This window comes from Mycolicibacterium bacteremicum (assembly GCF_002086115.1).
Taxonomy (GTDB): domain Bacteria; phylum Actinomycetota; class Actinomycetes; order Mycobacteriales; family Mycobacteriaceae; genus Mycobacterium; species Mycobacterium bacteremicum.
Map to the genome: position 1 here is coordinate 26,992 of NZ_MVHJ01000029.1, position 22,821 is coordinate 49,812.

Sequence of the window (22,821 nt, forward strand, 5' to 3'; positions counted from 1 at the left end):
TCCTTAGGGTTCGGCTGTGGGGGAATTCGCCGAGCAGATCCGCACCGATGAACAGTTGCTGGCCGCGCACATCGCCGGGGACCGGTTCGCGTTCGAGGAACTGTTCCACCGCTACGAGGCACAGTTGTACCGGCTCGCCCGGATCATCACCCGCTGCCCCGACGACGCGCGCGACGCCCTGCAGGAGGCGATGCTGTCCGCGCACTGCAATGCCACCGGGTTCCGGCGCGACTGCACCGTGAAGAGCTGGTTGCACCGCATCCTGGTCAACGCCTGCCTGGACCGGTTGCGTCGGTACCGGGCGCGCCCCACCGCCCCGTTGGATCCCTACACCGCCCGGCACGCTCGCGACCCGATCCCACGCGTGGACACCGCGATCGTCGTGGAGAAGGCCCTGCTGCGGCTGCCCATCGATCAGCGGGCGGCCGTCGTCGCGGTCGACATGCAGGGTTTCTCGGTCGCCGAGACCGCGCAGCTGCTCGGGGTCCCGGAGGGCACCATCAAGAGCCGGTGCGCCCGCGGCAGGGCCAAACTCGCCGCCGCCCTGAAACCCCTGCAGGCTCCGGTCGCGCGATGATGGACGGGTGCACAGCGAGTCGGACGAGGCGTCGACCGCCCGGGTCCGCCGCGAACTGGCCGACCTGGCCGAGGCGCCCGCACCGCCACCGCCACCGGAGGTGAGCGCCGCCGTCGTCGCCGCACTGCGCGGCAATCACCGGGTCCTGCCGCCGGCCGGCGCACCCGACCGGCACGCCAGTCGGCCACCGGCCGGGCACCGGCCGGGCGTGCTCATCGGCATGCTGGCCGCGGTGGCCGCTGTCGGCATCGGCACTGTCGCGCTGACCCGGCCCCAACAGCCCGCCGCCCCCCGGTTCGGCGATGGTGGCATCACCGCCGCCCACATCACGGTGCAGCCGCCGGCCGCCGCGCCACCGCTACCGGTGCCGGCGCTGCGCGCCCTGCTCGGCCGGCCCCCCGACCTGGGTGGCATCACCGACCCAGGGGCGTGCCTGGTGAGTCTGGGCCGGCCCGCCGATACCCCCATCCTGGGTGCCCAGCCGGTCCCCGACGGCGTGCTGCTGGTGCTGCCCGGACCGGACCCGGCACGCCTGCGCGTCATCGTGGTGGGCACCGGTTGCCCGGCCAGTTCATCGCCCGCACGGGCGGACACGGTGCTGCCGCGCCCCTAACATGCAGGCCGGGAACAGCCGGGCCTACGCTGATGTTTGAACTCACGCCGCCTTTGCGGCAGAAAGGTCGGGATATCCACGATGTCCACCACTTCTGAGGACACGTCCACCATCCACGACGTGATCATCATCGGCTCCGGCCCGGCCGGGTACACCGCGGCGGTGTACACCGCGCGGGCGCAGCTGCAGCCGCTGGTGTTCGAGGGCATCTCCTTCGGAGGTGCGCTGATGACGACCACCGAGGTCGAGAACTACCCGGGTTTCCGGGAAGGCATCACCGGTCCGAGCCTGATGGAGGAGATGCGTGAGCAGGCGCTGCGCTTCGGGGCCGACCTGCGCATGGAGGATGTCGACTCCGTCGACCTGAGCGGGCCGATCAAGACCGTCACCGTGGGTGACGAGACGCACCGCGCCAAGTCGGTGATCCTCGCCATGGGTGCGGCCGCCCGTCAGCTCGGTGTCCCCGGCGAACAGGAGCGCATCGGCCTCGGGGTGAGCACCTGTGCCACCTGTGACGGCTTCTTCTTCCGCGAGCAGGACATCGCCGTCATCGGCGGCGGTGACTCGGCGATGGAGGAGGCCATCTTCCTCACCAAGTTCGCGCGCAGCGTCCACCTGATCCACCGGCGCGACGAGTTCCGCGCCTCCAAGATCATGCTGGAGCGCGCGCAGGCCAACGAGAAGATCACCTTCCTGACCAACACCGCGGTCGACGAGATCGAGGGTGATCCCAAGGTGACCGGAATTCGCTTGCGCAACACGGTAACCGGCGAGGAGTCCAAGCTCGAGGTGTCCGGCGTGTTCGTTGCCATCGGCCACATCCCGCGCTCGGATCTGGTCAAGGGCCAGGTCGATCTGGACGACGACGGTTACGTCAAGGTGATCGGCCGCACCACCGCGACGTCGCTCGAAGGCGTCTTCGCCGCAGGCGATCTGGTGGACCACACCTATCGTCAGGCCATCACCGCCGCCGGCTCGGGTTGTTCGGCGGCCATCGACACCGAACGTTGGCTCACCGAATTCCCCGCTCCCACCGAAGATTAGGAGAAATTTCCATGGCTGAGAACTCCGCGACCGTTGCCGTCACCGACGATTCGTTCAACCAGGACGTGCTGTCCAGCTCCACCCCCGTGCTGGTCGACTTCTGGGCCACCTGGTGCGGGCCGTGCAAGATGGTCGCCCCGGTACTCGAGGAGATCGCCAGCGAGAAGGCCGGTGATCTCAAGGTCGCCAAGATCGACGTGGACGCCAATCCAGCGACCGCGCGGGACTTTCAGGTGGTGTCGATCCCGACGCTGATCTTGTTCAAGGACGGTCAGCCGGTCAAGCGTATCGTCGGCGCGAAGGGCAAGGCCGCCCTGCTGCGTGAGATCGCCGACGATCTCGGCTGATCACGCTTTCGCACTGGTACACGCCGGGGTTTTCCGGATTTTGCGCGACATCTGAGACAATGCTGTCTGTCCGGACTGCAGCTGCCGTCGATTCGGACGGGGGTGCAATATGTCTGAAAGGCCAGGTATGTCGATTCTGCGTCGCGGCGATCGCGGAAGTGCGGTCGTCGAGATCAGGGCGGCGCTCGCTGGTCTGGGGATGATCGAACACCCCGACGCCGACCCGACCACCGGCCGCCATGTCGCCGTCGACCTGTTCGACGACGAACTCGACCACGCGGTACGCGCCTTCCAGCAGCACCGCGGTCTGCTGGTCGACGGGATGGTCGGGGAGGCGACGGCGCGCGCCCTGCGCGAGGCCTCCTATCAGCTGGGCGCCCGCACCCTGTCGCACCAGTTCGGCGCACCGATGTACGGCGATGACGTCGCCACGCTGCAGGCCCGGTTGCAGGATCTCGGTTTCTACACCGGACTGGTCGACGGCCACTTCGGTCTGCAGACCCACAACGGGCTGATGTTCTTCCAACGCGAGTACGGGTTGTTCCCGGACGGGGTCTGCGGCCCGGAGACGCTGCGCTCGCTGTACTTCCTGGGTTCACGCGTCACGGGCGGTTCCCCGCACGCCATCCGCGAGGAGGAGCTGGTGCGCCGCTCCGGCCCGCGGTTGTCCGGTAAGCGGGTCATCATCGATCCGGGCCGCGGCGGTGACGACCTGGGTGCCATCATCCAGGGTCCCGAGGGACCCATCAGCGAAGCAGACATCCTGTGGGACTTGGCAAGTCGGCTCGAAGGCAGAATGACCGCGATCGGGATGGACACCTTCCTGTCGCGGCCGTCCAACCGCAGCCCCTCGGATGCCGAACGGGCCGCGACGGCCAACACCGTCGGCGCGGACCTGATGATCAGCCTGCGCTGCACCGGCCACACGAGCGCGTCGGCCAGCGGTGTCGCCTCCTTCCATTTCGGCAACTCGCACGGCTCGGTCTCCACGATCGGCCGCAACCTCGCCGATTTCATCCAGCGGGAACTGGTGGCGCGCACGGGATCTCGGGACTGCCGCGTGCACGGCCGAACCTGGGATCTGCTCCGGTTGACCCGGATGCCCACTGTGCAGGTCGATTTGGGCTATGTCAGCAACCCGCACGATCGGACCATGCTGGCCACAGCGGCGTCCCGGGACGCCATCGCCGAGGGCATGCTGGCCGCGGTGAAGCGGCTGTACCTGCTCGGCAAGGATGATCGGCCCACCGGTACGTTCACCTTCGCCGAACTGCTGGCGCACGAGCTGTCGGTCGATGCCGGCCGCGTCTCCCCCACCTAGCCGATCCGACGGCGGACCCGGTCAGCCGAACGCGGCGGCGCCGACCGGCGCCTGCAGTCGGGCGCTCTCCAGCAGTCGTTCCAGGGCGGCCTCGACATCGGCCTTCCAGCCCAGGCCCTGTTCCAGCTCGAGCCGCAGGCGCGGAAAATAGGGATGCGGCGCGACGACCTCGAATCCCATCTCGGTGAGGAAATCCGCGGACACGATGCACGTGGCGGCCGAACAGTCGCCGAGTGCCTCGACCACCGCCGCGATCTCCGCAGTAGTGGTGTCCCCGCACAGTTCGTCGGCGAGCGTGGTGCGCCCGAAGGCCTCCAGGGCGCGCACACCGCGCCGGACCAGATCCCCGACCACGGCGGTCACCAGAGCCCGTGACATCCGGTCACCATCGTCGGAGGCCTCGACTCCCAACGATGTCAGCAGCACCGCATCGGCACTGACCGGTCCGGTCGGGAATCGGCCGGCACGCGGCACCGCCCCGGGCGGCGCGTAGAACGCATAACCCAGACATGGTTCCTCGATCATCAACGCGGCCCGGTCCGGGTCCTGTTCGCCGGGCACGTCGGCACCGACGATCGCGATCTGCGCGCACGAACCCCACTCCAGCATGACCATCGACAGCCACGCCTCTTTCTCGAACTCGGGATCGGCGAGGTGGTCCTCCCCCTGCACCGTCGACGGGTCGACCTCCCAGAAAACGCACCGCCGCGCATGCTTGGGTAGCTGATCGAACGCCTCGAGCCGAAGCGGGCTGATTCGCGCTGACACTAGGAGTCCTCAACCTTCAGTTCTGGAAAGCGCACGGACTTCCAGGATAGGAGAAATGCCGCCGCATGGATGCCCAGGCTCAAACTTGTTGGCACACATACGATCTCTACATCAGGCCGGCAACGGGGCCACCCCGGGCCGATCCAGTGTCACAGTGACGTAATTCGCCCTTGTCCCCGGTCCGGGAAAAACGCCGACGAAATGGCCCGTTCATTGCTTGGCGGAGTTCATCAGCTCGACGATGCGCTGCAGATCGTCGACCGATCCGAATTCGACGACGATCTTGCCCTTGCGCTTGCCCAGGCTGACCGTGACCCTGGTGTCGAACGCCGTCGACAGCTGCTCGGCGACATCTTGCAGACCGGGCATCTGGATCGGCTTGCGGCGCGGCGCCGGCGGCTCGGTCGGACCGTTGCGGTTGGCCAGCGTCACGGCCTCCTCGGTTGCCCGAACCGACAATCCCTCGGCCACGATGCGTGCCGCGAGCTCCTCCTGCTTCTCCGGCCCGCCCTCCAGCGAGAGCAACGCCCGCGCGTGGCCGGCCGAGAGCACCCCGGCGGCCACCCTGCGCTGTACCGCGATCGGCAGCCGCAACAGGCGGATCATGTTGGAGATCAGTGGGCGTGACCGACCGATTCGTGAGGCGAGTTCGTCATGGGTGACGCCGAACTCGTCGAGCAATTGCTGGTACGCCGCGGCCTCTTCCAAGGGGTTCAGCTGAGCGCGATGGATGTTCTCCAGCAGCGCGTCGCGCAGCATGCTGTCGTCAGCGGTCTCTCGGACGATGGCCGGGATCGCCGTCACGCCTGCCTCCTGGGAGGCCCGCCACCGCCGCTCCCCCATGACCAACTGGTAGCGCGTCGTCCCGTCATCGGCCGGTAGCGCACGCACCACGATCGGCTGCATGACGCCGAACTCCTTGATGGAGTGCACCAATTCCGAGAGCGCTTCCTCATCGAAGACCTGCCGGGGCTGGCGCGGATTCGGGTCGATCAGCTTGGGATCGATCTCCCGGTACACGGCGCCGAATTCGGCAACGGCGGCGGTCTCGGCGGCCGAGGGTTCCGGCACCGGCTTCGGCGCGCCACCCATCAGGATGTCGGCGGCGCTGTCCCCGATCCGCGGGGCACCGAGCGCCTCGCCTTCCGCGGGTCCGGTCGGGATCAACGACGCCAGTCCCCGTCCGAGTCCGCTGCGCTTCTTCGCCTGGTTCATCGGCCCCTCCTCCTGATGTGCTGCTGTGCTGACCGGGTCACGTGGCCGGCCGTCCGCGTTCGGCGATTTCTCGACTGGCATCCAGATAGCTCATCGCACCGCGCGACCCCGGGTCGTAGTCGAGGATCGTCATCCCGTAGCCGGGCGCCTCGGAGACCTTCACACTGCGCGGGATAACGGTCCGCAACACCTTGGCACCGAAGTGCGCCCGCACGTCCTCGGCCACTTGGTCGGCGAGCCGGGTACGACCGTCATACATGGTGAGCACCACGGTGGTCACGTCGAGTTCCGGATTGAGGTGTGCCTTCACCATCTCGATATTGCGCAACAACTGCCCGACACCCTCCAGGGCGTAGTACTCACACTGGATCGGGATCAGCACCTCGGGTGCGGCCACGAGCGCATTGATGGTCAGCAGTCCCAACGACGGCGGGCAGTCGATGAAGACGTAGTCGAAGTTGTGCTCCCGGAGCCCGGCCAGGGCCGAGCGCAGCCGCCCCTCTCTCGCGACCATGCTCACCAGTTCGATCTCGGCACCGGCCAGATCGATGGTCGCCGGAACACAGAACAGCCGTTCATTGTGCGGGCTGCGCTGTAGCGCCTCGGCGAGCGGAATCTCCCCGATCAGCACCTCGTAGGACGACGGTGTGCCCTGTCGATGTTCGATACCGAGCGCCGTGCTGGCATTGCCCTGCGGATCGAGGTCGATCACCAACACCTGCAGCCCCTGGCGCGCCAGCGCTGCCGCGACGTTCACCGCGGTCGTCGTCTTGCCGACCCCGCCCTTCTGATTGGCGATGGTGAATACCCGCTGGCGGTCGGGGCGCGGCAGACCGCGCTCACGATTGTGCAACAGCCGGCTGGCGCGCTCCGCTTCGGCAGCGATCGGGGTATCCGCGGCCGGCCACGGGTCGGCTGCGGGCGTCCATGTTTCACGTGAAACATCACGCTGCCCGGTCATCGCTTCCTCCTGCCGGGTCGCCCCGTCCGATTGTCCACCGCGCCGCGTCGTGCCACGACCACGGTGGCGGGTGGATTCAAAAAGTCCACGCCACATCTCACCACCCTCACCTCGGTTGCACCAAGCGAACTGAGAGTCCGCCGATGCGTCTCGACCTCATCCATTGCCCGCTCCCCCTTAAGCGCCAGCATTCGACCGCCCGTCCGCAACAACGGCAGGCTCCAGCGCGACAATTTGTCCAGCGGAGCCACCGCGCGGGACACCACCGCGTCCCGGCCCCCGGCCTCTTCCCGGATCGTCCTGTCCTCCGCCCGACCCCGCACCACGGCGACCTCGATGCCGAGTTCCTCGATCGCCTCGCGCAGGAACTCGCTCCGGCGGAGCAGCGGCTCGACCAACGTGACATTCAGATCCGGCCGTGCGATCGCCAGTGGAATCCCGGGTAGCCCCGCACCACTGCCGATATCCACCACCCGCTCCCCGGGCTCGAAGAGTTCGGCCATGGCGGCGCTGTTGAGAATATGGCGCTCCCACAGCCGGTCCACCTCGGACGGCCCGATGAGTCCACGCTCGATTCCCGACCCCGCCAGGATTTCGCCGTATCGCTGCGCTATGGACAGGCGGTCGGCAAAGCAAAGGGCCGCCGCCTGGGGCGCCGGACTCAATTCGCCATGTTTCACGTGAAACATTCCTCCGGTGTAACGCTCCAGCCGACGGCCCTGAACTTGTCGCTCAAACTACATGGGTGTAACTCGCCTAGGCGGGGAGGACGACCACACGGCGCGACGGCTCCGCGCCCTCGCTCTCGCTGCGCACACCGTCGACGGCCGCCACCGCATCGTGGACGATCTTGCGCTCGAACGGCGTCATCGGCGAAAGCTCCTCGCGCTCCCCCGACTCCAGCACCTTCCGGGCGATCTTGTCACCGAGCGCCGCCAGTTCGTCACGGCGACGCCGACGCCAGCGGGCGATGTCCAGCATCAGCCGGCTCCGCTCGCCGGTCTTCTGGTGCACGGCCAATCGGGTCAGCTCCTGCAGCGCATCGAGCACCTCGCCCTTGCGACCCACCAGCTTGTTCAGATCGTTGCCGCCGTCGATGCTCACCACGGCCCGGTCACCCTCGACGTCCAGATCGATATCGCCGTCGAAGTCGAGCAGATCCAGCAGTTCCTCGAGGTAATCGCCGGCGATCTCACCCTCGGCGACCAAACGGTCCTCCAGGTCGTCCTCGGCGGGCTCCGGAGCCGTCTGCTCCTGGGCGTCGCTGCTCGCCTCGTCGGTGCGGTCGGTGATCTCTGCGTCAGTCATATCGGTGTTCTCCTTAACTTCGCCGCGTCCGCCATCCGGTCGGTTTCCGGATTCATCGGCTCTCGGCTTGGCTTCTAGCGCTTGCGCTTGTTGGGTCGGCTTCCGGGACGTGGGGTGTTCCCCGGGGCCCGCGACGATGCCGGGTTCTTCGCACCATTCTCATTTTTGGTGCTCTGCGTCTTTCTGGAGCCGGATGTGTTGCTGTCGGACTCCTGGGCCGACGGCGGCTCGGTCAGTTCCTCGGCGGCTGAGGTCTGCTCGCCGGCGACCGTCTCCTTGACCTGCTTGCGCTTCTTGGGCTTGGCACCCGGGGCCGGCGCATTCGCCGCACGGCGTTCGAGCTCGAGCGCCTTCTTGGCTTCCTCTTCCTTCTCGATCTTGCCGAACACCACGTGCTGCTGACCGAACGTCCAGATGTTGTTGGCGAACCAGTACAGGATCACGGCCAGCGGTAGGAACGGACCACCGACGACCACGCCGAGCGGGAAGACGTAGAGAGCGAGCTTGTTCATCAACGCGGTCTGCGGATTGGCCGCGGCCTCAGGGCTCTGGCGCGCGATCGAGGCCCGGCTGTTGAAGTAGGTCGCGATGCCGGCCAGGATCATGATCGGCACGCCGACGCCGATCACGGCGACCCGGCTGAATTCGGTGAACGCGTCCAGACCGGACGTCTGGATCATCGTCGCGCCCAGCGGGGCACCGAAGAGGTTTGCGTCCAGGAAGTGCGCCACATCGGTCGGGCTGAAGAAGTAGTTCCCGGTCGCGCGGTTCTGCTCCACCGACAGCTGGATCTGACCGAAACCACCCTGCGTCCGGTTGAACGAGCGCAGCACGTGGAACAGGCCGATGAACACCGGAACCTGGGCCAGCATGGGCAGGCAGCCGAGGATCGGGTTGAACCCGTGTTCCTTCTGCAGCTTCTGCATCTCCAGCGCCATCCGCTGGCGGTCTTTTCCGTACTTCTTCTGCAGCGCCTTGATCTGCGGCTGCAACTCCTGCATCTGCCGGGTCGTGCGGATCTGCTTGACGAACGGCTTGTAGAGGATGGCGCGGAGGGTGAACACCAGGAACATCACCGACAGCGCCCAGGCGAAGAAGTTCGAGGGGCCGAGTAAGAAGGCAAAGGCCTTGTACCAGACCCACATGATGCCCGACACCGGGTAATAGATGATGTCGAGGCTGAACCAGTTAAACAACGGAATCGCTCCTGACGACTTCTTCTGAAGTCAACTCGTCGGCCTTCTCGCCGCGCTCGGGTATCGGGTCCCATCCTCCGCGATGCCATGGGCCGCACTTGGCCAGTCGCACCAGCGCCAGCCAACTTCCGCGGAGCAGACCCCATTCGGTCAAGGCATCCACCGCGTACTCGCTACAGGTGGGGGTGAACCGGCACGATGGCAGCCGCAGGGGAGAAATCATCGTGCGGTACAGCTGGATCACGAAGATCACGCACCTGGCCGGCAATCCCGTCACGATCGGGCCTGCCGTGGGCTCTGGGTGCGCTTGAGCGCAGCGCGCAGTTCGGTTTCCAGGCGCGCAGAGACGGCGTCGCGGCTACCCGGAAGCGCACGGATGACCACGCGATCGCGTGGTTCGAGTCCGGACTGTCCGTCACAGAGAATGCGATAGGCCGCGTGGCGTAACCGGCGCGCGACACGATGCCGTTGCACCGCTGTCCCCACCGATTTGGACACCACCAGACCTATCTTCGGGCCGACGACGCTTTCGTCGCCGGCCACGTCACGCCAGGAGTGCACAACCAGATCAGGCTGTGCCGCCCGGGCGCCTTGCCGCACAGTGACACCGAAATCCGTGGACCGTGTCATGCGGTACTGGGCCGGAAGCACCGCCGCAGACCCTGCGTCGAATCACGCAGTGAGAGAACGGCGACCCTTGCCCCGGCGTGCCGACACGATCGCGCGACCCGCACGCGTGCGCATCCGCAACCGGAAACCGTGCACACGGGCCCGGCGGCGGTTGTTCGGCTGAAAAGTCCGCTTGCCCTTGGCCACGGCTGTCTCTCCTCGTTCGGTCTGGTGCCAACACCCGCAGCCGCCATGGATGTCATGACAGCCGAAGATGCGAGCACCGTTGGTAAGCTCATCGATCTTGCGTACTTAGCCGGCGCGGCGCCCCGAACGGATTCGAGGACCGATTCCCGGCCGTATCGCCACGTGTGGGCGACTGCTCGAGGGTACTGACGAGAATTGTCTGGGTCAAACCTGGCCAGGCCCGTCACACCGCCCCCGAACTGCACATCACCGGACACAAAAGTCACACCCGTCACCAACGATCCACGGCGCGTGACGAACCCGCGCGCAATGTTGCAGAACGGTTGGCACTCCGAGAGAAAACTGTTAGCTTCTGGCAATGCCGTTTTGCACCTGAGACGGCGCCGGACACCAGAGCGAGGACGGCCACCGGCCGCGAGCCCACAGACCGCCAGCGGAATGTGACGAGCTCCGACACAGGCATCCACGCCGCAAGATAACGCGACAACTGCTACTGACCGCTGTCCACAGCCTGTGGATAACTATGTGGACAGTTTGTTACTGTCGCCCCCGGGACATCCCGAGGAAGCCATAAGGGGGTAGGCGTCATTGACCGCGGACCCAGAATCCTCTTTCGTCACGGTCTGGAACAACGTCGTCGCCGAACTCAACGGTGAAACTCCTTTCGGCGAGACCGTCGACGGTGGCCCTCGTGAGACAACCCTCACCGCCCAGCAGCGCGCCTGGCTGAAACTCGTGCGGCCGCTCGTCATCACCGAGGGCTTCGCACTGCTGTCCGTTCCGACGGCGTTCGTCCAGAACGAGATCGAACGCGGGCTGCGCGAACCGATCATCGCCGCACTCAGCCGGCAGCTCGGCCAGCGGGTGGAACTCGGTGTCCGTATCGCCACGCCAGAACCCGATGACGAGCCCGAACCCGCATCCGGGCAGGACAGCGCCGATACCGAAGAGGTCGATGACGATCTCGAGGCGCTGGCCAGTGCCGAGGCCAGCTGGCCGAGCTATTTCAACCGGTCCCAGAACACCGCCCCGCCGGCCGACAACTCGGTGACGCTGAATCGGCGCTATACCTTCGAGACCTTCGTCATCGGCTCCTCGAATCGCTTCGCCCATGCCGCCACCCTGGCCATCTCCGAGGCACCCGCGCGGGCCTACAACCCGCTGTTCATCTGGGGTGAATCCGGTCTGGGCAAGACCCATCTGCTGCACGCGGCCGGTAACTACGCCCAGCGACTGTTTCCCGGCATGCGGGTGAAGTACGTCTCCACCGAGGAATTCACCAACGACTTCATCAACTCGCTGCGCGACGATCGCAAGGCGTCGTTCAAGCGCAGCTATCGCGACGTGGACATCCTGCTCGTCGATGACATCCAGTTCATCGAGGGCAAGGACGGCATCCAGGAAGAGTTCTTCCACACGTTCAACACACTGCACAACGCGAACAAGCAGATCGTCATCTCCTCGGATCGCTCCCCCAAACAGTTGGCAACCCTCGAGGACCGGTTGCGGACCCGCTTCGAGTGGGGCCTGATCACCGACGTCCAGCCGCCCGAGTTGGAGACCCGCATCGCGATCCTGCGCAAGAAGGCGCAGATGGACCGGCTCGACGTCCCCGACGACGTGCTGGAGCTCATCGCCAGCCGCATCGAGCGCAATATCCGTGAACTCGAGGGTGCACTGATCCGCGTGACGGCCTTCGCCTCGCTGAGCAAGACCACCATCGACAAGTCGCTGGCCGAGATCGTGCTGCGCGATCTGATCGCCGATGCCAGCACCATGCAGATCAGCACCGCCACCATCATGGCCGCCACCGCCGAGTACTTCGAGACCTCGGTCGAGGAACTACGCGGTCCCGGGAAGACGCGAGCGCTCGCCCAGGCCCGCCAGATCGCCATGTATCTGTGCCGTGAGCTGACCGATCTGTCCCTGCCCCGGATCGGCGAGGCGTTCGGCCGCGATCACACCACGGTCATGTACGCCGAGCGCAAGATCCGCGATGGAATGGCCGAACGACGTGAGATCTTCGACCACGTCAAGGAACTCACCACCCGCATCCGTCAGCGCTCCAAGCGCTGAAATTCGCTGCCGACATCACATCCGTAGGACCGCCGCGCGGTCTCGACGGGATCCGACGCGCGCGCGAAACGCCGGAGCAGAGCCATCCGCGCCGAAAAACTTTTGTCACTTTCGCCCGGCTGGTCACAAGAAATCGGTGTGCAGAGCCTGTGTACAACTTGGGAGAAACCTCCGGGCAACCCGTCGTCCACTGCACAGCCACGATGTTGTCCACAGCCGGCCCGAAATCATCCATCGGCACTCCACAGTCTGCGCACACCCGCTCGAGCCTCGCCACCTGCGACAGCGCCCGTTCATCCACAGATTGCACAGCCCCTATTACTGTTGCTTTTATCTCTAGAAGATTCATCTTCTGAAAACAGGCTGTTGGGGATCGGGCATCAACACCCGCCCCCGGTGCCGTGTCGGGGCCTGTCCCCAGCGCGAGCGAATAGCTTTCAAGTTCGCCTCCGACGCTCTACGGTGGTGATTCGATACGCCCGGTGCGGTCGCAGGACAGAACGCGACTACGCTCGGTGGTTACACGGGGAATCCGCTGGTTGATGCTCGTTTGACGCGGTAGATCGAAGGGACGTTATGGACGTGGTGACGACGAATGTTGGTCTCACCGATTTGAAGTTCCGTCTGGTACGCGAGGATTTTGCCGACGCCGTCGCCTGGGTGGCTCGCAGCCTGCCGAGCCGACCGACCGTCCCGGTATTGGCCGGCGTGTTGCTCACCGGCTCCGACGATGGCCTGACGATCTCCGGATATGACTACGAGACCTCGGCCGAGGTCCGCGTCGCTGCCGAGATCGCTTCTCCGGGAAGTGTTTTGGTGTCCGGTCGGCTGCTGTCCGACATCACCAGGTCGCTGCCCGCCAAGCCCGTCGATGTCACCGTCGAGGGCACCCGGGTCTCGCTGAGCTGCGGTAGTGCCCGGTTCTCGCTGCCCACGATGGCGGTCGAGGATTACCCGTCGCTGCCGGCCCTGCCCGACGAGACCGGTGTGGTGTCCGCGGATCTCTTCGGTCAGGCGATCGGCCAGGTCGCCGTCGCCGCCGGCCGCGATGACACGCTGCCCATGCTCACCGGTATCCGTGTCGAAATTTCCGGTGACAAGGTGGTTTTGGCCGCGACCGACAGGTTCCGCCTGGCCGTTCGCGAACTGACCTGGTCCACCGACTCCGCCGGTGTCGAGGCCGCGGTCCTGGTTCCGGCGAAGACGCTGTCCGAAGCCGCCAAGACCGGTACCGACGGCACCGAGGTGCACCTCGCGCTCGGTGCCGGTGCGGCGGTCGGCAAGGAAGGCCTGCTCGGGATCCGCAGCAACGGCAAGCGCACCACCACGCGACTGCTCGACGCGGAATTCCCGAAGTTCCGGCAGCTGCTGCCCAGCGAGCACACCGCCATCGCGACCGTCGGTGTCGCCGAGCTCACCGAGGCCATCAAGCGCGTGGCGCTGGTCGCCGATCGCGGTGCGCAGGTCCGGATGGAATTCAGCGGCGACGGGCTGCGCCTGTCGGCCGGTGCCGATGATGTCGGTCGTGCCGAGGAAGATCTGCAGGTCGAGTTCGCCGGCGAGCCGCTGACCATCGCGTTCAACCCGACCTATCTGACCGACGGCCTGGGTTCGCTGCATTCCGAGCGGGTGACGTTCGGTTTCACGACACCGAGCCGTCCCGCGGTGTTGCGTCCGGCGGGGGACACTGGAGATGACGTCGGAGCGTCCGGACCGTTCCCGGCGGCACAGACCGACTACGTCTATTTGTTGATGCCGGTGCGGCTCCCGGGCTGACCGGCCTGAGAAGGGACGCACAATGCAGTTGGGTTTGGTCGGCCTCGGCAAAATGGGCTTCAACATGCGGGAACGCCTGCGTGCCGGGGGCCACGAGGTCATCGGGTTCGATCCCCGTCCGGAGGTGAGCGACGTTCCGTCGCTGGCCGCGCTGGCCGAGGCGCTGCCCGCACCGCGCATGGTCTGGGTGATGGTGCCCTCCGGTGAGGTCACTCGGCAGACCATCGCCGAACTCGCCGGGGTGCTCGAGTCCGGCGACCTGGTGATCGACGGCGGCAACTCCCGCTACACCGAGGACGGACGGCACGCAGAACTGTTGGGCGAGAAGGGAATATCGTTCATCGACGCCGGGGTGTCCGGTGGTATCTGGGGTCTGACCGAGGGCTACGGGCTGATGGTCGGTGGCAGCGATGAGGACATCGCCCGGGCCATGCCGATCTTCGACACGCTGCGCCCGGCCGGCGACCCGGCCGACGGATTCGTGCATGCCGGCCCGGTGGGTGCCGGGCATTTCACCAAGATGGTGCACAACGGTGTCGAGTACGCCCTGATGACCGCCTACGCCGAAGGCTACGAGATGCTGGCCGCCGAGGATCTGGTGCGCGACCCACAGGCGGTCTACCAGGCGTGGACGAACGGCACCGTGGTGCGGTCCTGGTTGCAGCAGCTGCTGGCCAAGGCGTTGAAAGAAGATCCGGATCTGGCCAACATCACCGGCTATACCGATGATTCGGGTGAGGGCCGCTGGACCGTCGAAGAGGCGATCCGGCTGCGGGTGCCGGTCCCGGGTATCGCGGCGTCGTTGTTCGCCCGGTTCCTGTCCCGCCAGGACGACTCGCCGACCATGAAAGCCGTTGCGGCCCTGCGTAACCAGTTCGGTGGTCATGCGGTGCAGCGCATCTCGGAATCCGGATAGTTTTGTACGTACGCCATCTGGGATTGACGGACTTCAGGTCCTGGCCGCGGGTCGACCTGGAACTGGAGCCCGGCCAGACCGTGTTCGTCGCGCCCAATGGCTATGGGAAGACGAATCTGGTTGAGGCGCTGTGGTACTCGGCGACGCTCGGTTCACACCGGGTGGCTGCCGACGCCCCGCTGATCCGTGCGGGTGCCGAACGCGCCGTCGTCTCGACGGTGGTCGTCAACGACGGCCGGGAACTCGCGGTCGATCTGGAGATCACCACCGGCCGGGCCAACAAGGCCCGGCTGAACCGCTCCCCCGTGCGCAGTCCGCGTGAGGTACTCGGTGTGCTGCGCGCGGTGTTGTTCGCGCCCGAGGATCTGGCGCTGGTCCGGGGTGACCCATCGGAACGGCGGCGCTTCCTCGACGAGGTGGCCACCTCGAGGCGTCCGCGGATCGCCGGCGTGCGCGCCGATTACGAGAAGGTGCTGCGCCAGCGCACCGCGCTGCTCAAGACCGCCGGGCCGGCCCGGTACCGGGGTGACACCTCGGTCCTGGACACCCTGGAGATCTGGGACGGGCATCTGGCCGCCCATGGCGCACAGTTGATCTCGGCACGGGTCGACCTGGTCAATCAGCTCGGGCCAGAGGTCGAGAAGGCCTACCAGCTGTTGGCGCCCGCGTCGCGGCCGGCCGCGATCCGGTACCGCAGCGGTATCGAGGCCGTGGAGGCCGAGGCCGGACACGGCACCGTCGACCCGGCGGTGTTCGAGACCGCTCTGCTGGAGGAATGCGCGCGTAAGCGCACCGCCGAGTTGGAACGTGGCGTCTGCCTGGTCGGCCCGCACCGCGACGATCTGGAATTGCGACTCGGCGATCAGCCGGCCAAGGGTTTTGCCAGTCACGGTGAATCATGGTCCATGGCATTGGGGTTGCGCCTGGGTTCTTATGAACTGTTGCGCACCGAAGGCACCGATCCGGTGCTGTTGCTCGACGATGTGTTCGCCGAGTTGGACAGCGCCCGCCGGCAGGCACTGGCCAAGGTGGCCGCCTCCGCCGAGCAGGTCTTGGTGACGGCGGCGGTTCCCGAGGACCTGCCGATGGATTGGGATGTCCGCCGCGTCCAGGTCGGGATGCGCGATGCCGATGACGGTCGGATCTCGGAGGTGGTGTCATGACTTCGCAGGACGATGGCGTCGGACCGCCGGAACACCTCGAGGGACTACCCGGCATGGACATGGTGCGCCGCGCGCTCGAGGAGGCCCGCGGCGCGGCGCGCAGTCAGGGTAAGGATGTCGGCCGCGGCCGGACGGCGCCGGCCAAACGGGCACCCACCGGTGCCGGGCGGCGTCGGTGGTCCGGACCCGGCCCCGATGCCCGGGATCCGCAGGCCTTCAGCGCCGCCACCCGGGACCTCGCCCGCTCGCGGGGGTGGACCCGTCAGGTGGCCGAGGGCGCGGTGCTCGGCCAGTGGACGACCGTGGTCGGTGACCAGATCGCCGATCACGCGATCCCGACCGGCTTGCGCGACGGTGTGCTGACGGTGTCGGCGGAGTCGACGGCCTGGGCAACCCAGTTGCGGATGGTCCAGGCTCAGCTGCTGGCCAAGATCGCGGCCGCGGTCGGCGATGGGATCGTCACATCCTTGAAGATCCAGGGGCCCACCGCGCCGTCGTGGCGCAAGGGCAAGCTCAATGTGCCCGGCCGCGGTCCCCGCGACACCTACGGCTAACCCCCCCGCGGCTGCCCCCAGCCCGGCGAGCGTGCGTGTCTGCGGGGGACACACCGCGCGCGGGGCAGAGTTCGCGCACGCTCGGCATGGTCGACTGAGAACGCCGAGACGGCGGAAATCGCCCGTCTGCAGCGTCCTGACTTTCCGATAGCCCGAAAATTCCGCGCACGGCGCAGTCAGATAGCTGGAAACGCCGCCACAGAATCAGTCCTGACGGTACGTAGCGGTAGACTGTCGAGAGCTTTCGCAGACGGTGACAGAACCGCCTCAGCGCAACCCCAAGGAGACGCGTCCAACGTGGCTGCCCAAGACAAGAACGCTCCGGCCGAATATGGCGCCGACTCGATCAAGGTACTCGAAGGTCTGGAAGCGGTCCGCAAGCGACCCGGCATGTACATCGGCTCCACCGGAGAGCGTGGTCTGCACCACCTGATCTGGGAGGTTGTCGACAACGCCGTGGACGAGGCGATGGCGGGCTTCGCGACCAAGGTCGATGTCCGCATCCTCGAGGACGGCGGCGTCCAGGTCACCGACGACGGTCGTGGCATCCCCGTGGCCATGCACGCGACCGGCATCCCGACCGTCGATGTCGTGATGACCGTGCTGCACGCCGGCGGCAAGTTCGAAGAGGGCGCCTACCAGGTGTCCGGCGGTCTGCACGGCGTCGGCGTCTCGGTGGTGAACGCACTGTCGACCCGCCTGGAAGCCGATATCCACAAGGACGGTTTCGAATGGCACCAGACCTATGACCGGTCGGTGCCCGGAACGCTGCGCAAGGGCGAGCCGTCCAAGAAGACCGGCACGACCATCCGGTTCTGGGCCGATCCGGACATCTTCGAGACCACCACCTATGACTTCGAGACCATCGCCCGCCGGCTACAGGAGATGGCGTTCCTCAACAAGGGCCTGACCATCGAGCTGACCGATGAGCGGGTCTCGGCCGAAGAGGTCGTCGACGAGGTGGTCAGCGACCACGCCGAGGCGCCCAAGTCGGCCGAGGAGAAGGCCGCCGAGCACGCCGCCCCGCAGAAGGTGAAGCACCGGGTGTTCCACTACCCCGGCGGCCTGGTCGACTTCGTCAAGCACATCAACCGGACGAAGACCGCGATCCAGCCCAGCGTCATCGACTTCGAGGGTAAGGGACCCGGGCACGAGGTCGAGATCGCGATGCAGTGGAACGCCGGCTATTCGGAATCGGTGCACACCTTCGCCAACACCATCAACACCCATGAGGGTGGAACGCACGAAGAGGGTTTCCGGGCGGCGCTGACCACCGTGGTCAACAAGTACGCCAAGGACAAGAAGCTGCTCAAGGAGAAGGACCCCAACCTCACCGGCGATGACATCCGCGAGGGTCTGGCCGCCGTCATCTCCGTCAAGGTCTCTCAGCCGCAGTTCGAGGGCCAGACCAAGACCAAGCTGGGCAATACCGAGGTCAAGTCGTTCGTGCAGAAGATCTGCAACGAAGAGCTGCAGCACTGGTTCGACGCGAACCCGGCCGAGGCCAAGACCGTTGTGAACAAGGCGGTTTCGTCGGCTCAGGCCCGCATCGCGGCGCGCAAGGCGCGCGAGCTGGTGCGCCGTAAGAGCGCCACCGACATCGGTGGCCTGCCCGGCAAGCTCGCCGACTGCCGCTCCACCGATCCCAGCAAGTCCGAACTGTATGTGGTGGAGGGCGATTCGGCGGGTGGCTCCGCCAAGAGCGGCCGGGACTCGATGTTCCAGGCGATCCTGCCGTTGCGCGGCAAGATCATCAACGTCGAGAAGGCGCGTATCGACCGGGTGCTGAAGAACACCGAAGTCCAGGCCATCATCACCGCGCTGGGCACCGGTATCCATGACGAGTTCGACCTGGCCAAGCTGCGGTATCACAAGATCGTGCTGATGGCCGACGCCGATGTCGATGGTCAGCACATCTCGACGCTGCTGCTGACACTGCTGTTCCGGTTCATGAAACCGCTTGTGGAGAACGGCCACATCTTCCTGGCCCAGCCGCCGCTGTACAAGCTCAAGTGGCAGCGCAGCGAGCCGGAGTTCGCCTACTCCGACCGGGAACGCGACGGTCTGCTCGAGGCCGGCCGTGCCGCGGGTAAGCGCATCAACCCCGAGGACGGTATCCAGCGCTACAAGGGTCTCGGTGAGATGGACGCCAAGGAACTGTGGGAGACCACCATGGATCCGAGCGTGCGGGTGCTGCGTCAGGTGACCCTCGACGACGCCGCCGCGGCCGACGAACTGTTCTCCATCCTGATGGGCGAGGACGTCGAGGCCCGCCGCAGCTTCATCACCCGTAATGCCAAAGACGTTCGCTTTCTTGACGTTTAGCACCTAGGAACTGAAATCAGATGACTGATACCACCCTGCCGCCCGGCGACGAAGCCGGCGACCGCATCGAACCTGTCGACATCCAGCAGGAGATGCAGCGCAGCTATATCGACTACGCGATGAGCGTCATCGTCGGCCGTGCTCTGCCCGAGGTCCGTGACGGCCTCAAGCCGGTGCACCGCCGGGTGCTCTACGCCATGTTCGACTCCGGGTTCCGCCCCGACCGCGGTCACGCGAAATCGGCACGCTCGGTTGCCGAGACGATGGGTAACTACCACCCGCACGGCGACTCGTCGATCTACGACACCCTGGTCCGGATGGCCCAGCCGTGGTCGCTGCGTTACCCGCTGGTCGACGGGCAGGGGAACTTCGGCTCGCCCGGCAATGATCCGCCGGCCGCCATGCGTTACTGCGTCACCGGTGATGCGCTGGTGCGCCTGCCGATGGGGCAGTCGGTCCGTATCGATGGCATCGTGCCCGGGCAGCGCCCCAACACCGATGCAGTGGTCGATGTGAAGGTGCTGGATCGGCACGGTAACCCGGCATCGGTGGACCGTGTCTTCCACTCCGGCGACCATCAGACCTTCACGGTGACCACCGATGAAGGATTCTCGGTCACGGGTACGTCCAATCACCCGCTGCTCTGCCTGGTCGACGTTGCCGGTGTGCCGACGCTGTTGTGGAAGCTCATCGACGAGATCCAGCCCGGCGATATCGTTGCTTTGCAACGCACGCCGGCCACCGAGTTCGGATTCGACGACTGGCTGGCGGTGATGGAGGGTCTGCTCGCCGGGGCCTTCATCAGCGAGGGGTTCGTCTCGGACAACCGGGCGGGCTTCAACAACCTGGATCGAGAGTTTTTCGACGTCGTGGTTGCCGCCTTCGATGCAGTTATCGGTGGGCCCCGCTACATCGCATCTCGAACGATCGCGTCCGGATCGTTGCTGCATGAACTGGACATCCACAATGTCACTGCGCTGAAGAACTCGCGGCTCGGTGAACTCTGCAACCAGCGGTCCGCGGACAAATCTGTGCCGCAGTGGTTGTGGAACTCGACGATCGGTGTGAAGCGGTCGTTCCTGCAAGCGTTGTTCGAGGGTGACGGCTCCTGCTCCAGCCTGCCCCGCAGCACAGTTCAGATCTCGTATTCGACCCGCAGCCGTCAGCTGGCGGTCGACGTGCAGCAGATGCTGCTGGAGTTCGGCGTGATCTCGCATCGTTACCGGCACGCCACGGGCGAGTACAAGGTCGTCATCACCAATCGTGGTCAGGCCGAAGCCTTCGCCGCGCAGATCGGATTCGGTGGTGCCAAACAGCAGAAGCTGCGGGGCATCCTCGGCGAACTGCCGACGGTTTCGGCGGGCCTGGACGGAGATTTCGTGCCCGGTCTGGGCGCGTTCATCCGTAGCCACGGCGGCGGTCGCTGGGTGGACAAGGAGTGGCTGCGTAAGCACAACGTCGATCGTTTGTCGCGGTGGCGAAGTGATGGGGCCGAGATTCTCTCGCACATCGCGGATGCAGATGTCCGCGCGATCGCCTCGGATCTGACCGACGGGCGCTTCTACTACGCGCGGGTCGCGAGTGTCACCGAAGCCGGCGTCCAGCCCGTCTACAGCCTCCGCGTGCAGACCGACGATCACGCTTTCATCACCAACGGGTTCGTCAGCCACAACACCGAGGCCCGGCTGACCCCGCTGGCCATGGAGATGCTGCGTGAAATCGACGAGGAGACCGTCGATTTCATCCCGAACTATGACGGTCGGGTGCAGGAACCGACGGTGCTGCCCAGCCGGTTCCCGAACCTGCTCGCCAACGGCTCGGGTGGTATCGCCGTCGGTATGGCCACCAACATTCCCCCGCACAACCTGCGCGAACTTGCCGAGGCCGTGTACTGGTGCCTGGACAACCACGAGGCCGACGAGGAGACCACGCTGGCCGCGGTCTGCGAGCGGGTCAAGGGTCCGGACTTCCCGACCTCGGGCCTGATCGTCGGGTCGCAGGGAATCCACGACACCTACACCACCGGTCGCGGATCCATCCGGATGCGCGGTGTCGTCGAGATCGAAGAGGATTCGCGCGGGCGCACCTCGATCGTCATCACCGAGCTGCCGTATCAGGTCAACCACGACAACTTCATCACCTCGATCGCCGAGCAGGTGCGCGACGCCAAGCTGACCGGTATCTCCAACATCGAGGACCAGTCCAGCGATCGCGTGGGTCTGCGAATCGTGGTGGAGCTCAAGCGCGATGCCGTCGCGAAGGTTGTGCTGAACAATCTGTACAAGCACACCCAGCTGCAGACCAGCTTCGGCGCGAACATGCTGTCCATCGTCGACGGGGTGCCGCGCACCCTGCGGCTGGACCAGATGATCCGCTACTACGTCGAACACCAGCTCGACGTGATCATCCGGCGCACCCGGTACCGGCTGCGCAAGGCCAACGAGCGGGCCCACATCCTGCGCGGCCTGGTCAAGGCGCTCGACGCCCTCGACGAGGTCATCGCGTTGATCCGCGCCTCGGCCAACGCCGACATCGCCCGCCAGGGCCTGATCGAGCTGCTCGACGTCGACGAGATCCAGGCCCAGGCCATCCTCGACATGCAGCTGCGCCGCCTGGCCGCCCTGGAGCGTCAGCGCATCGTCGACGACCTGGCCAAGATCGAGGCCGAGATCGCCGACCTCGAGGACATCCTGGCCAAGCCGGAACGTCAGCGCGCCATCGTGCGCGACGAGCTCAAGGAGATCGCCGACAAGTACGGCGACGACCGACGCTCGCGCATTGTGCCCGCCGACGGCGAGGTCAGCGACGAGGATCTGATTGCCCGCGAGGACGTTGTCGTCACGATCACCGAGACCGGGTACGCCAAGCGGACGAAGACCGATCTGTACCGCAGCCAGAAGCGCGGCGGCAAGGGTGTGCAGGGCGCCGGCCTCAAGCAGGACGACATCGTCAACCACTTCTTCGTCTGCTCCACCCACGACTGGATCCTGTTCTTCACCACCCAGGGGCGGGTGTACCGGGCCAAGGCCTACGAGCTGCCGGAGGCCTCGCGCACCGCGCGCGGTCAGCACGTGGCCAACCTGCTGGCCTTCCAGCCCGAGGAGCGCATCGCCCAGGTCATCCAGCTGCAGACCTACGAGGATGCGCCGTACCTGGTGCTGGCCACCCGCAACGGGCTGGTGAAGAAGTCCAAGCTGTCCGACTTCGACTCCAACCGCTCGGGCGGCATCGTCGCGGTGAACCTGCGCGACGGTGACGAACTGGTCGGCGCCGTGCTGTGCTCGGCCGAGGACGACCTGCTGCTGGTCAGCGCGAAGGGGCAGTCCATCCGCTTCTCGGCCACCGACGAGGCGCTGCGGCCGATGGGTCGCGCCACCTCCGGTGTGCAGGGCATGCGGTTCAAGGAAGATGACCGGCTGCTGTCGCTCAACGTCGTCGAGACCGATAAGTACCTGCTGGTCGCGACCGCGGGCGGCTACGCCAAGCGCACCGCGATCGACGAGTACACCGCACAGGGGCGCGGCGGCAAGGGCATCCTCACCATCCAGTACGACCCCAAGCGTGGCAGTCTGGTGGGAGCGCTGATCGTCGACGACGAGACGGAGCTGTACGCCATCACCTCCGGCGGGGGCGTCATCCGGACCGCGGCACAACAGGTCCGCAAGGCGGGTCGACAGACCAAGGGGGTCCGCTTGATGAACCTGGGTGAGGGCGACACACTGATTGCGATTGCGCGCAATGCCGAGGCGAGCGACGAGGCGGAGGTCGAATCCGATGCCGTGTCCTCCGACGGTGACGAGGCCGACGCAACGTGACGCTGCAGCCCACCCAGGGCGTGAGACAAG

The 22,821-nt window shown here is 66.2% G+C and carries 21 protein-coding genes; 12 read left to right on the forward strand and 9 right to left on the reverse strand.

All coding sequences use genetic code 11. The annotated features are described in order from the left end of the window. The first annotated feature begins 16 nt into the window (after positions 1-16). The 5 genes from sigM to BST17_RS23650 all read left to right on the forward strand — a co-directional run bounded on the left by sigM (position 17) and on the right by BST17_RS23650 (position 3,902). On the forward strand, positions 17-577 hold the full coding sequence (gene sigM / locus BST17_RS23630; RefSeq protein ID WP_083061339.1) for an RNA polymerase sigma factor SigM: 561 nt from the start codon (positions 17-19) through the stop codon (positions 575-577). A gap of 7 nt (positions 578-584) precedes the next feature. Beyond that, on the forward strand, positions 585-1,190 hold the full coding sequence (locus BST17_RS23635) for an RsmA family anti-sigma factor (RefSeq protein ID WP_083061340.1): 606 nt from the start codon (positions 585-587) through the stop codon (positions 1,188-1,190). Between the two features lie 81 nt (positions 1,191-1,271). Next, positions 1,272-2,234: a thioredoxin-disulfide reductase gene (trxB, locus tag BST17_RS23640; protein WP_083061341.1), complete on the forward strand. Its 963-nt coding sequence runs from the start codon at positions 1,272-1,274 to the stop codon at positions 2,232-2,234. 11 nt (positions 2,235-2,245) lie between these two features. Beyond that, positions 2,246-2,581: a thioredoxin gene (gene trxA, locus BST17_RS23645; RefSeq protein ID WP_083061342.1), complete on the forward strand. Its 336-nt coding sequence runs from the start codon at positions 2,246-2,248 to the stop codon at positions 2,579-2,581. Between the two features lie 127 nt (positions 2,582-2,708). Next, positions 2,709-3,902 carry an N-acetylmuramoyl-L-alanine amidase gene (locus BST17_RS23650; RefSeq protein ID WP_083061343.1) on the forward strand — a complete coding sequence of 398 codons (1,194 nt, stop codon included), beginning with the start codon at positions 2,709-2,711 and terminating at the stop codon, positions 3,900-3,902. 21 nt (positions 3,903-3,923) lie between these two features. Here BST17_RS23650 and BST17_RS23655 read toward each other — a convergent pair whose 3' ends face one another. The 9 genes from BST17_RS23655 to rpmH form a co-directional block, all read right to left on the reverse strand. After that, positions 3,924-4,670 (reverse strand): acetyltransferase, encoded by a 747-nt coding sequence (locus tag BST17_RS23655; RefSeq protein WP_083061344.1) that lies wholly within the window; start codon positions 4,668-4,670, stop codon positions 3,924-3,926. Positions 4,671-4,880: 210 nt separating this feature from the next. After that, the gene (locus tag BST17_RS23660; protein WP_083061345.1) at positions 4,881-5,885 is read right to left on the reverse strand and encodes a ParB/RepB/Spo0J family partition protein; all 1,005 of its coding nucleotides are present in this window, start codon (positions 5,883-5,885) and stop codon (positions 4,881-4,883) included. Between the two features lie 37 nt (positions 5,886-5,922). Continuing rightward, positions 5,923-6,846, reverse strand: a complete 924-nt coding sequence (locus BST17_RS23665) for a ParA family protein (protein ID WP_083061346.1) — start codon at positions 6,844-6,846, stop codon at positions 5,923-5,925. Then, positions 6,843-7,526 carry a 16S rRNA (guanine(527)-N(7))-methyltransferase RsmG gene (gene rsmG, locus BST17_RS23670; RefSeq protein WP_083061374.1) on the reverse strand — a complete coding sequence of 228 codons (684 nt, stop codon included), beginning with the start codon at positions 7,524-7,526 and terminating at the stop codon, positions 6,843-6,845. Before rsmG ends, BST17_RS23665 begins: the two co-directional genes overlap by 4 nt. 76 nt (positions 7,527-7,602) lie before the next feature. After that, entirely contained in the window at positions 7,603-8,154 is a 552-nt protein-coding gene (locus tag BST17_RS23675; RefSeq protein ID WP_083061347.1) for a Jag family protein, read from the reverse strand. A 74-nt stretch (positions 8,155-8,228) separates the two neighbouring features. Continuing rightward, positions 8,229-9,350 carry a membrane protein insertase YidC gene (yidC, locus tag BST17_RS23680; protein WP_083061348.1) on the reverse strand — a complete coding sequence of 374 codons (1,122 nt, stop codon included), beginning with the start codon at positions 9,348-9,350 and terminating at the stop codon, positions 8,229-8,231. Continuing rightward, complete coding sequence (gene yidD, locus BST17_RS23685) at positions 9,343-9,627, reverse strand: membrane protein insertion efficiency factor YidD (RefSeq protein ID WP_083061349.1); 285 nt, start codon at positions 9,625-9,627, stop codon at positions 9,343-9,345. Before yidD ends, yidC begins: the two co-directional genes overlap by 8 nt. Next, positions 9,624-10,001: a ribonuclease P protein component gene (gene rnpA, locus BST17_RS23690; protein ID WP_083061350.1), complete on the reverse strand. Its 378-nt coding sequence runs from the start codon at positions 9,999-10,001 to the stop codon at positions 9,624-9,626. The genes yidD and rnpA overlap by 4 nt, the downstream gene beginning before the upstream one ends. 21 nt (positions 10,002-10,022) lie before the next feature. Next, complete coding sequence (gene rpmH / locus BST17_RS23695) at positions 10,023-10,166, reverse strand: 50S ribosomal protein L34 (protein WP_073695092.1); 144 nt, start codon at positions 10,164-10,166, stop codon at positions 10,023-10,025. A gap of 588 nt (positions 10,167-10,754) precedes the next feature. On the opposite strand from rpmH, the gene dnaA reads away from it, so the two are divergent. The 7 genes from dnaA (at position 10,755) to gyrA (ending at position 22,791) form a co-directional block, all read left to right on the forward strand. After that, entirely contained in the window at positions 10,755-12,242 is a 1,488-nt protein-coding gene (dnaA, locus tag BST17_RS23700; RefSeq protein ID WP_083061351.1) for a chromosomal replication initiator protein DnaA, read from the forward strand. A gap of 582 nt (positions 12,243-12,824) precedes the next feature. Then, on the forward strand, positions 12,825-14,018 hold the full coding sequence (gene dnaN, locus BST17_RS23705; protein WP_207573707.1) for a DNA polymerase III subunit beta: 1,194 nt from the start codon (positions 12,825-12,827) through the stop codon (positions 14,016-14,018). A 22-nt stretch (positions 14,019-14,040) separates the two neighbouring features. Then, positions 14,041-14,934 (forward strand): phosphogluconate dehydrogenase (NAD(+)-dependent, decarboxylating), encoded by an 894-nt coding sequence (gene gnd / locus BST17_RS23710; protein ID WP_083061353.1) that lies wholly within the window; start codon positions 14,041-14,043, stop codon positions 14,932-14,934. A 2-nt stretch (positions 14,935-14,936) separates the two neighbouring features. Next, a complete protein-coding gene (recF, locus tag BST17_RS23715) occupies positions 14,937-16,097 on the forward strand; it encodes a DNA replication/repair protein RecF (RefSeq protein WP_083061354.1) in 1,161 nt (386 codons plus the stop codon). Further along, entirely contained in the window at positions 16,094-16,651 is a 558-nt protein-coding gene (locus BST17_RS23720; RefSeq protein WP_083061355.1) for a DUF721 family protein, read from the forward strand. Before recF ends, BST17_RS23720 begins: the two co-directional genes overlap by 4 nt. A 297-nt stretch (positions 16,652-16,948) precedes the next feature. Continuing rightward, the gene (gene gyrB / locus BST17_RS23725) at positions 16,949-18,976 is read left to right on the forward strand and encodes a DNA topoisomerase (ATP-hydrolyzing) subunit B (RefSeq protein ID WP_083061356.1); all 2,028 of its coding nucleotides are present in this window, start codon (positions 16,949-16,951) and stop codon (positions 18,974-18,976) included. Positions 18,977-18,996: 20 nt separating this feature from the next. Then, positions 18,997-22,791 carry an intein-containing DNA gyrase subunit A gene (gene gyrA / locus BST17_RS23730; RefSeq protein WP_083061357.1) on the forward strand — a complete coding sequence of 1,265 codons (3,795 nt, stop codon included), beginning with the start codon at positions 18,997-18,999 and terminating at the stop codon, positions 22,789-22,791. The last annotated feature ends 30 nt before the right edge of the window (positions 22,792-22,821 follow it).

Excerpts from the sequence above, each read along its gene's own strand:
- BST17_RS23665 (WP_083061346.1), bottom strand. The coding sequence starts at position 6,846 with ATGACCGGGCAGCGTGATGTTTCACGTGAAACATGGACGCCCGCAGCC.
- gyrA (WP_083061357.1), top strand. The coding sequence starts at position 18,997 with ATGACTGATACCACCCTGCCGCCCGGCGACGAAGCCGGCGACCGCATC.
- BST17_RS23675 (WP_083061347.1), bottom strand. The coding sequence starts at position 8,154 with ATGACTGACGCAGAGATCACCGACCGCACCGACGAGGCGAGCAGCGAC.
- trxA (WP_083061342.1), top strand. The coding sequence starts at position 2,246 with ATGGCTGAGAACTCCGCGACCGTTGCCGTCACCGACGATTCGTTCAAC.
- BST17_RS23650 (WP_083061343.1), top strand. The coding sequence starts at position 2,709 with ATGTCGATTCTGCGTCGCGGCGATCGCGGAAGTGCGGTCGTCGAGATC.
- BST17_RS23720 (WP_083061355.1), top strand. The coding sequence starts at position 16,094 with ATGACTTCGCAGGACGATGGCGTCGGACCGCCGGAACACCTCGAGGGA.
- gnd (WP_083061353.1), top strand. The coding sequence starts at position 14,041 with ATGCAGTTGGGTTTGGTCGGCCTCGGCAAAATGGGCTTCAACATGCGG.
- trxB (WP_083061341.1), top strand. The coding sequence starts at position 1,272 with ATGTCCACCACTTCTGAGGACACGTCCACCATCCACGACGTGATCATC.
- BST17_RS23660 (WP_083061345.1), bottom strand. The coding sequence starts at position 5,885 with ATGAACCAGGCGAAGAAGCGCAGCGGACTCGGACGGGGACTGGCGTCG.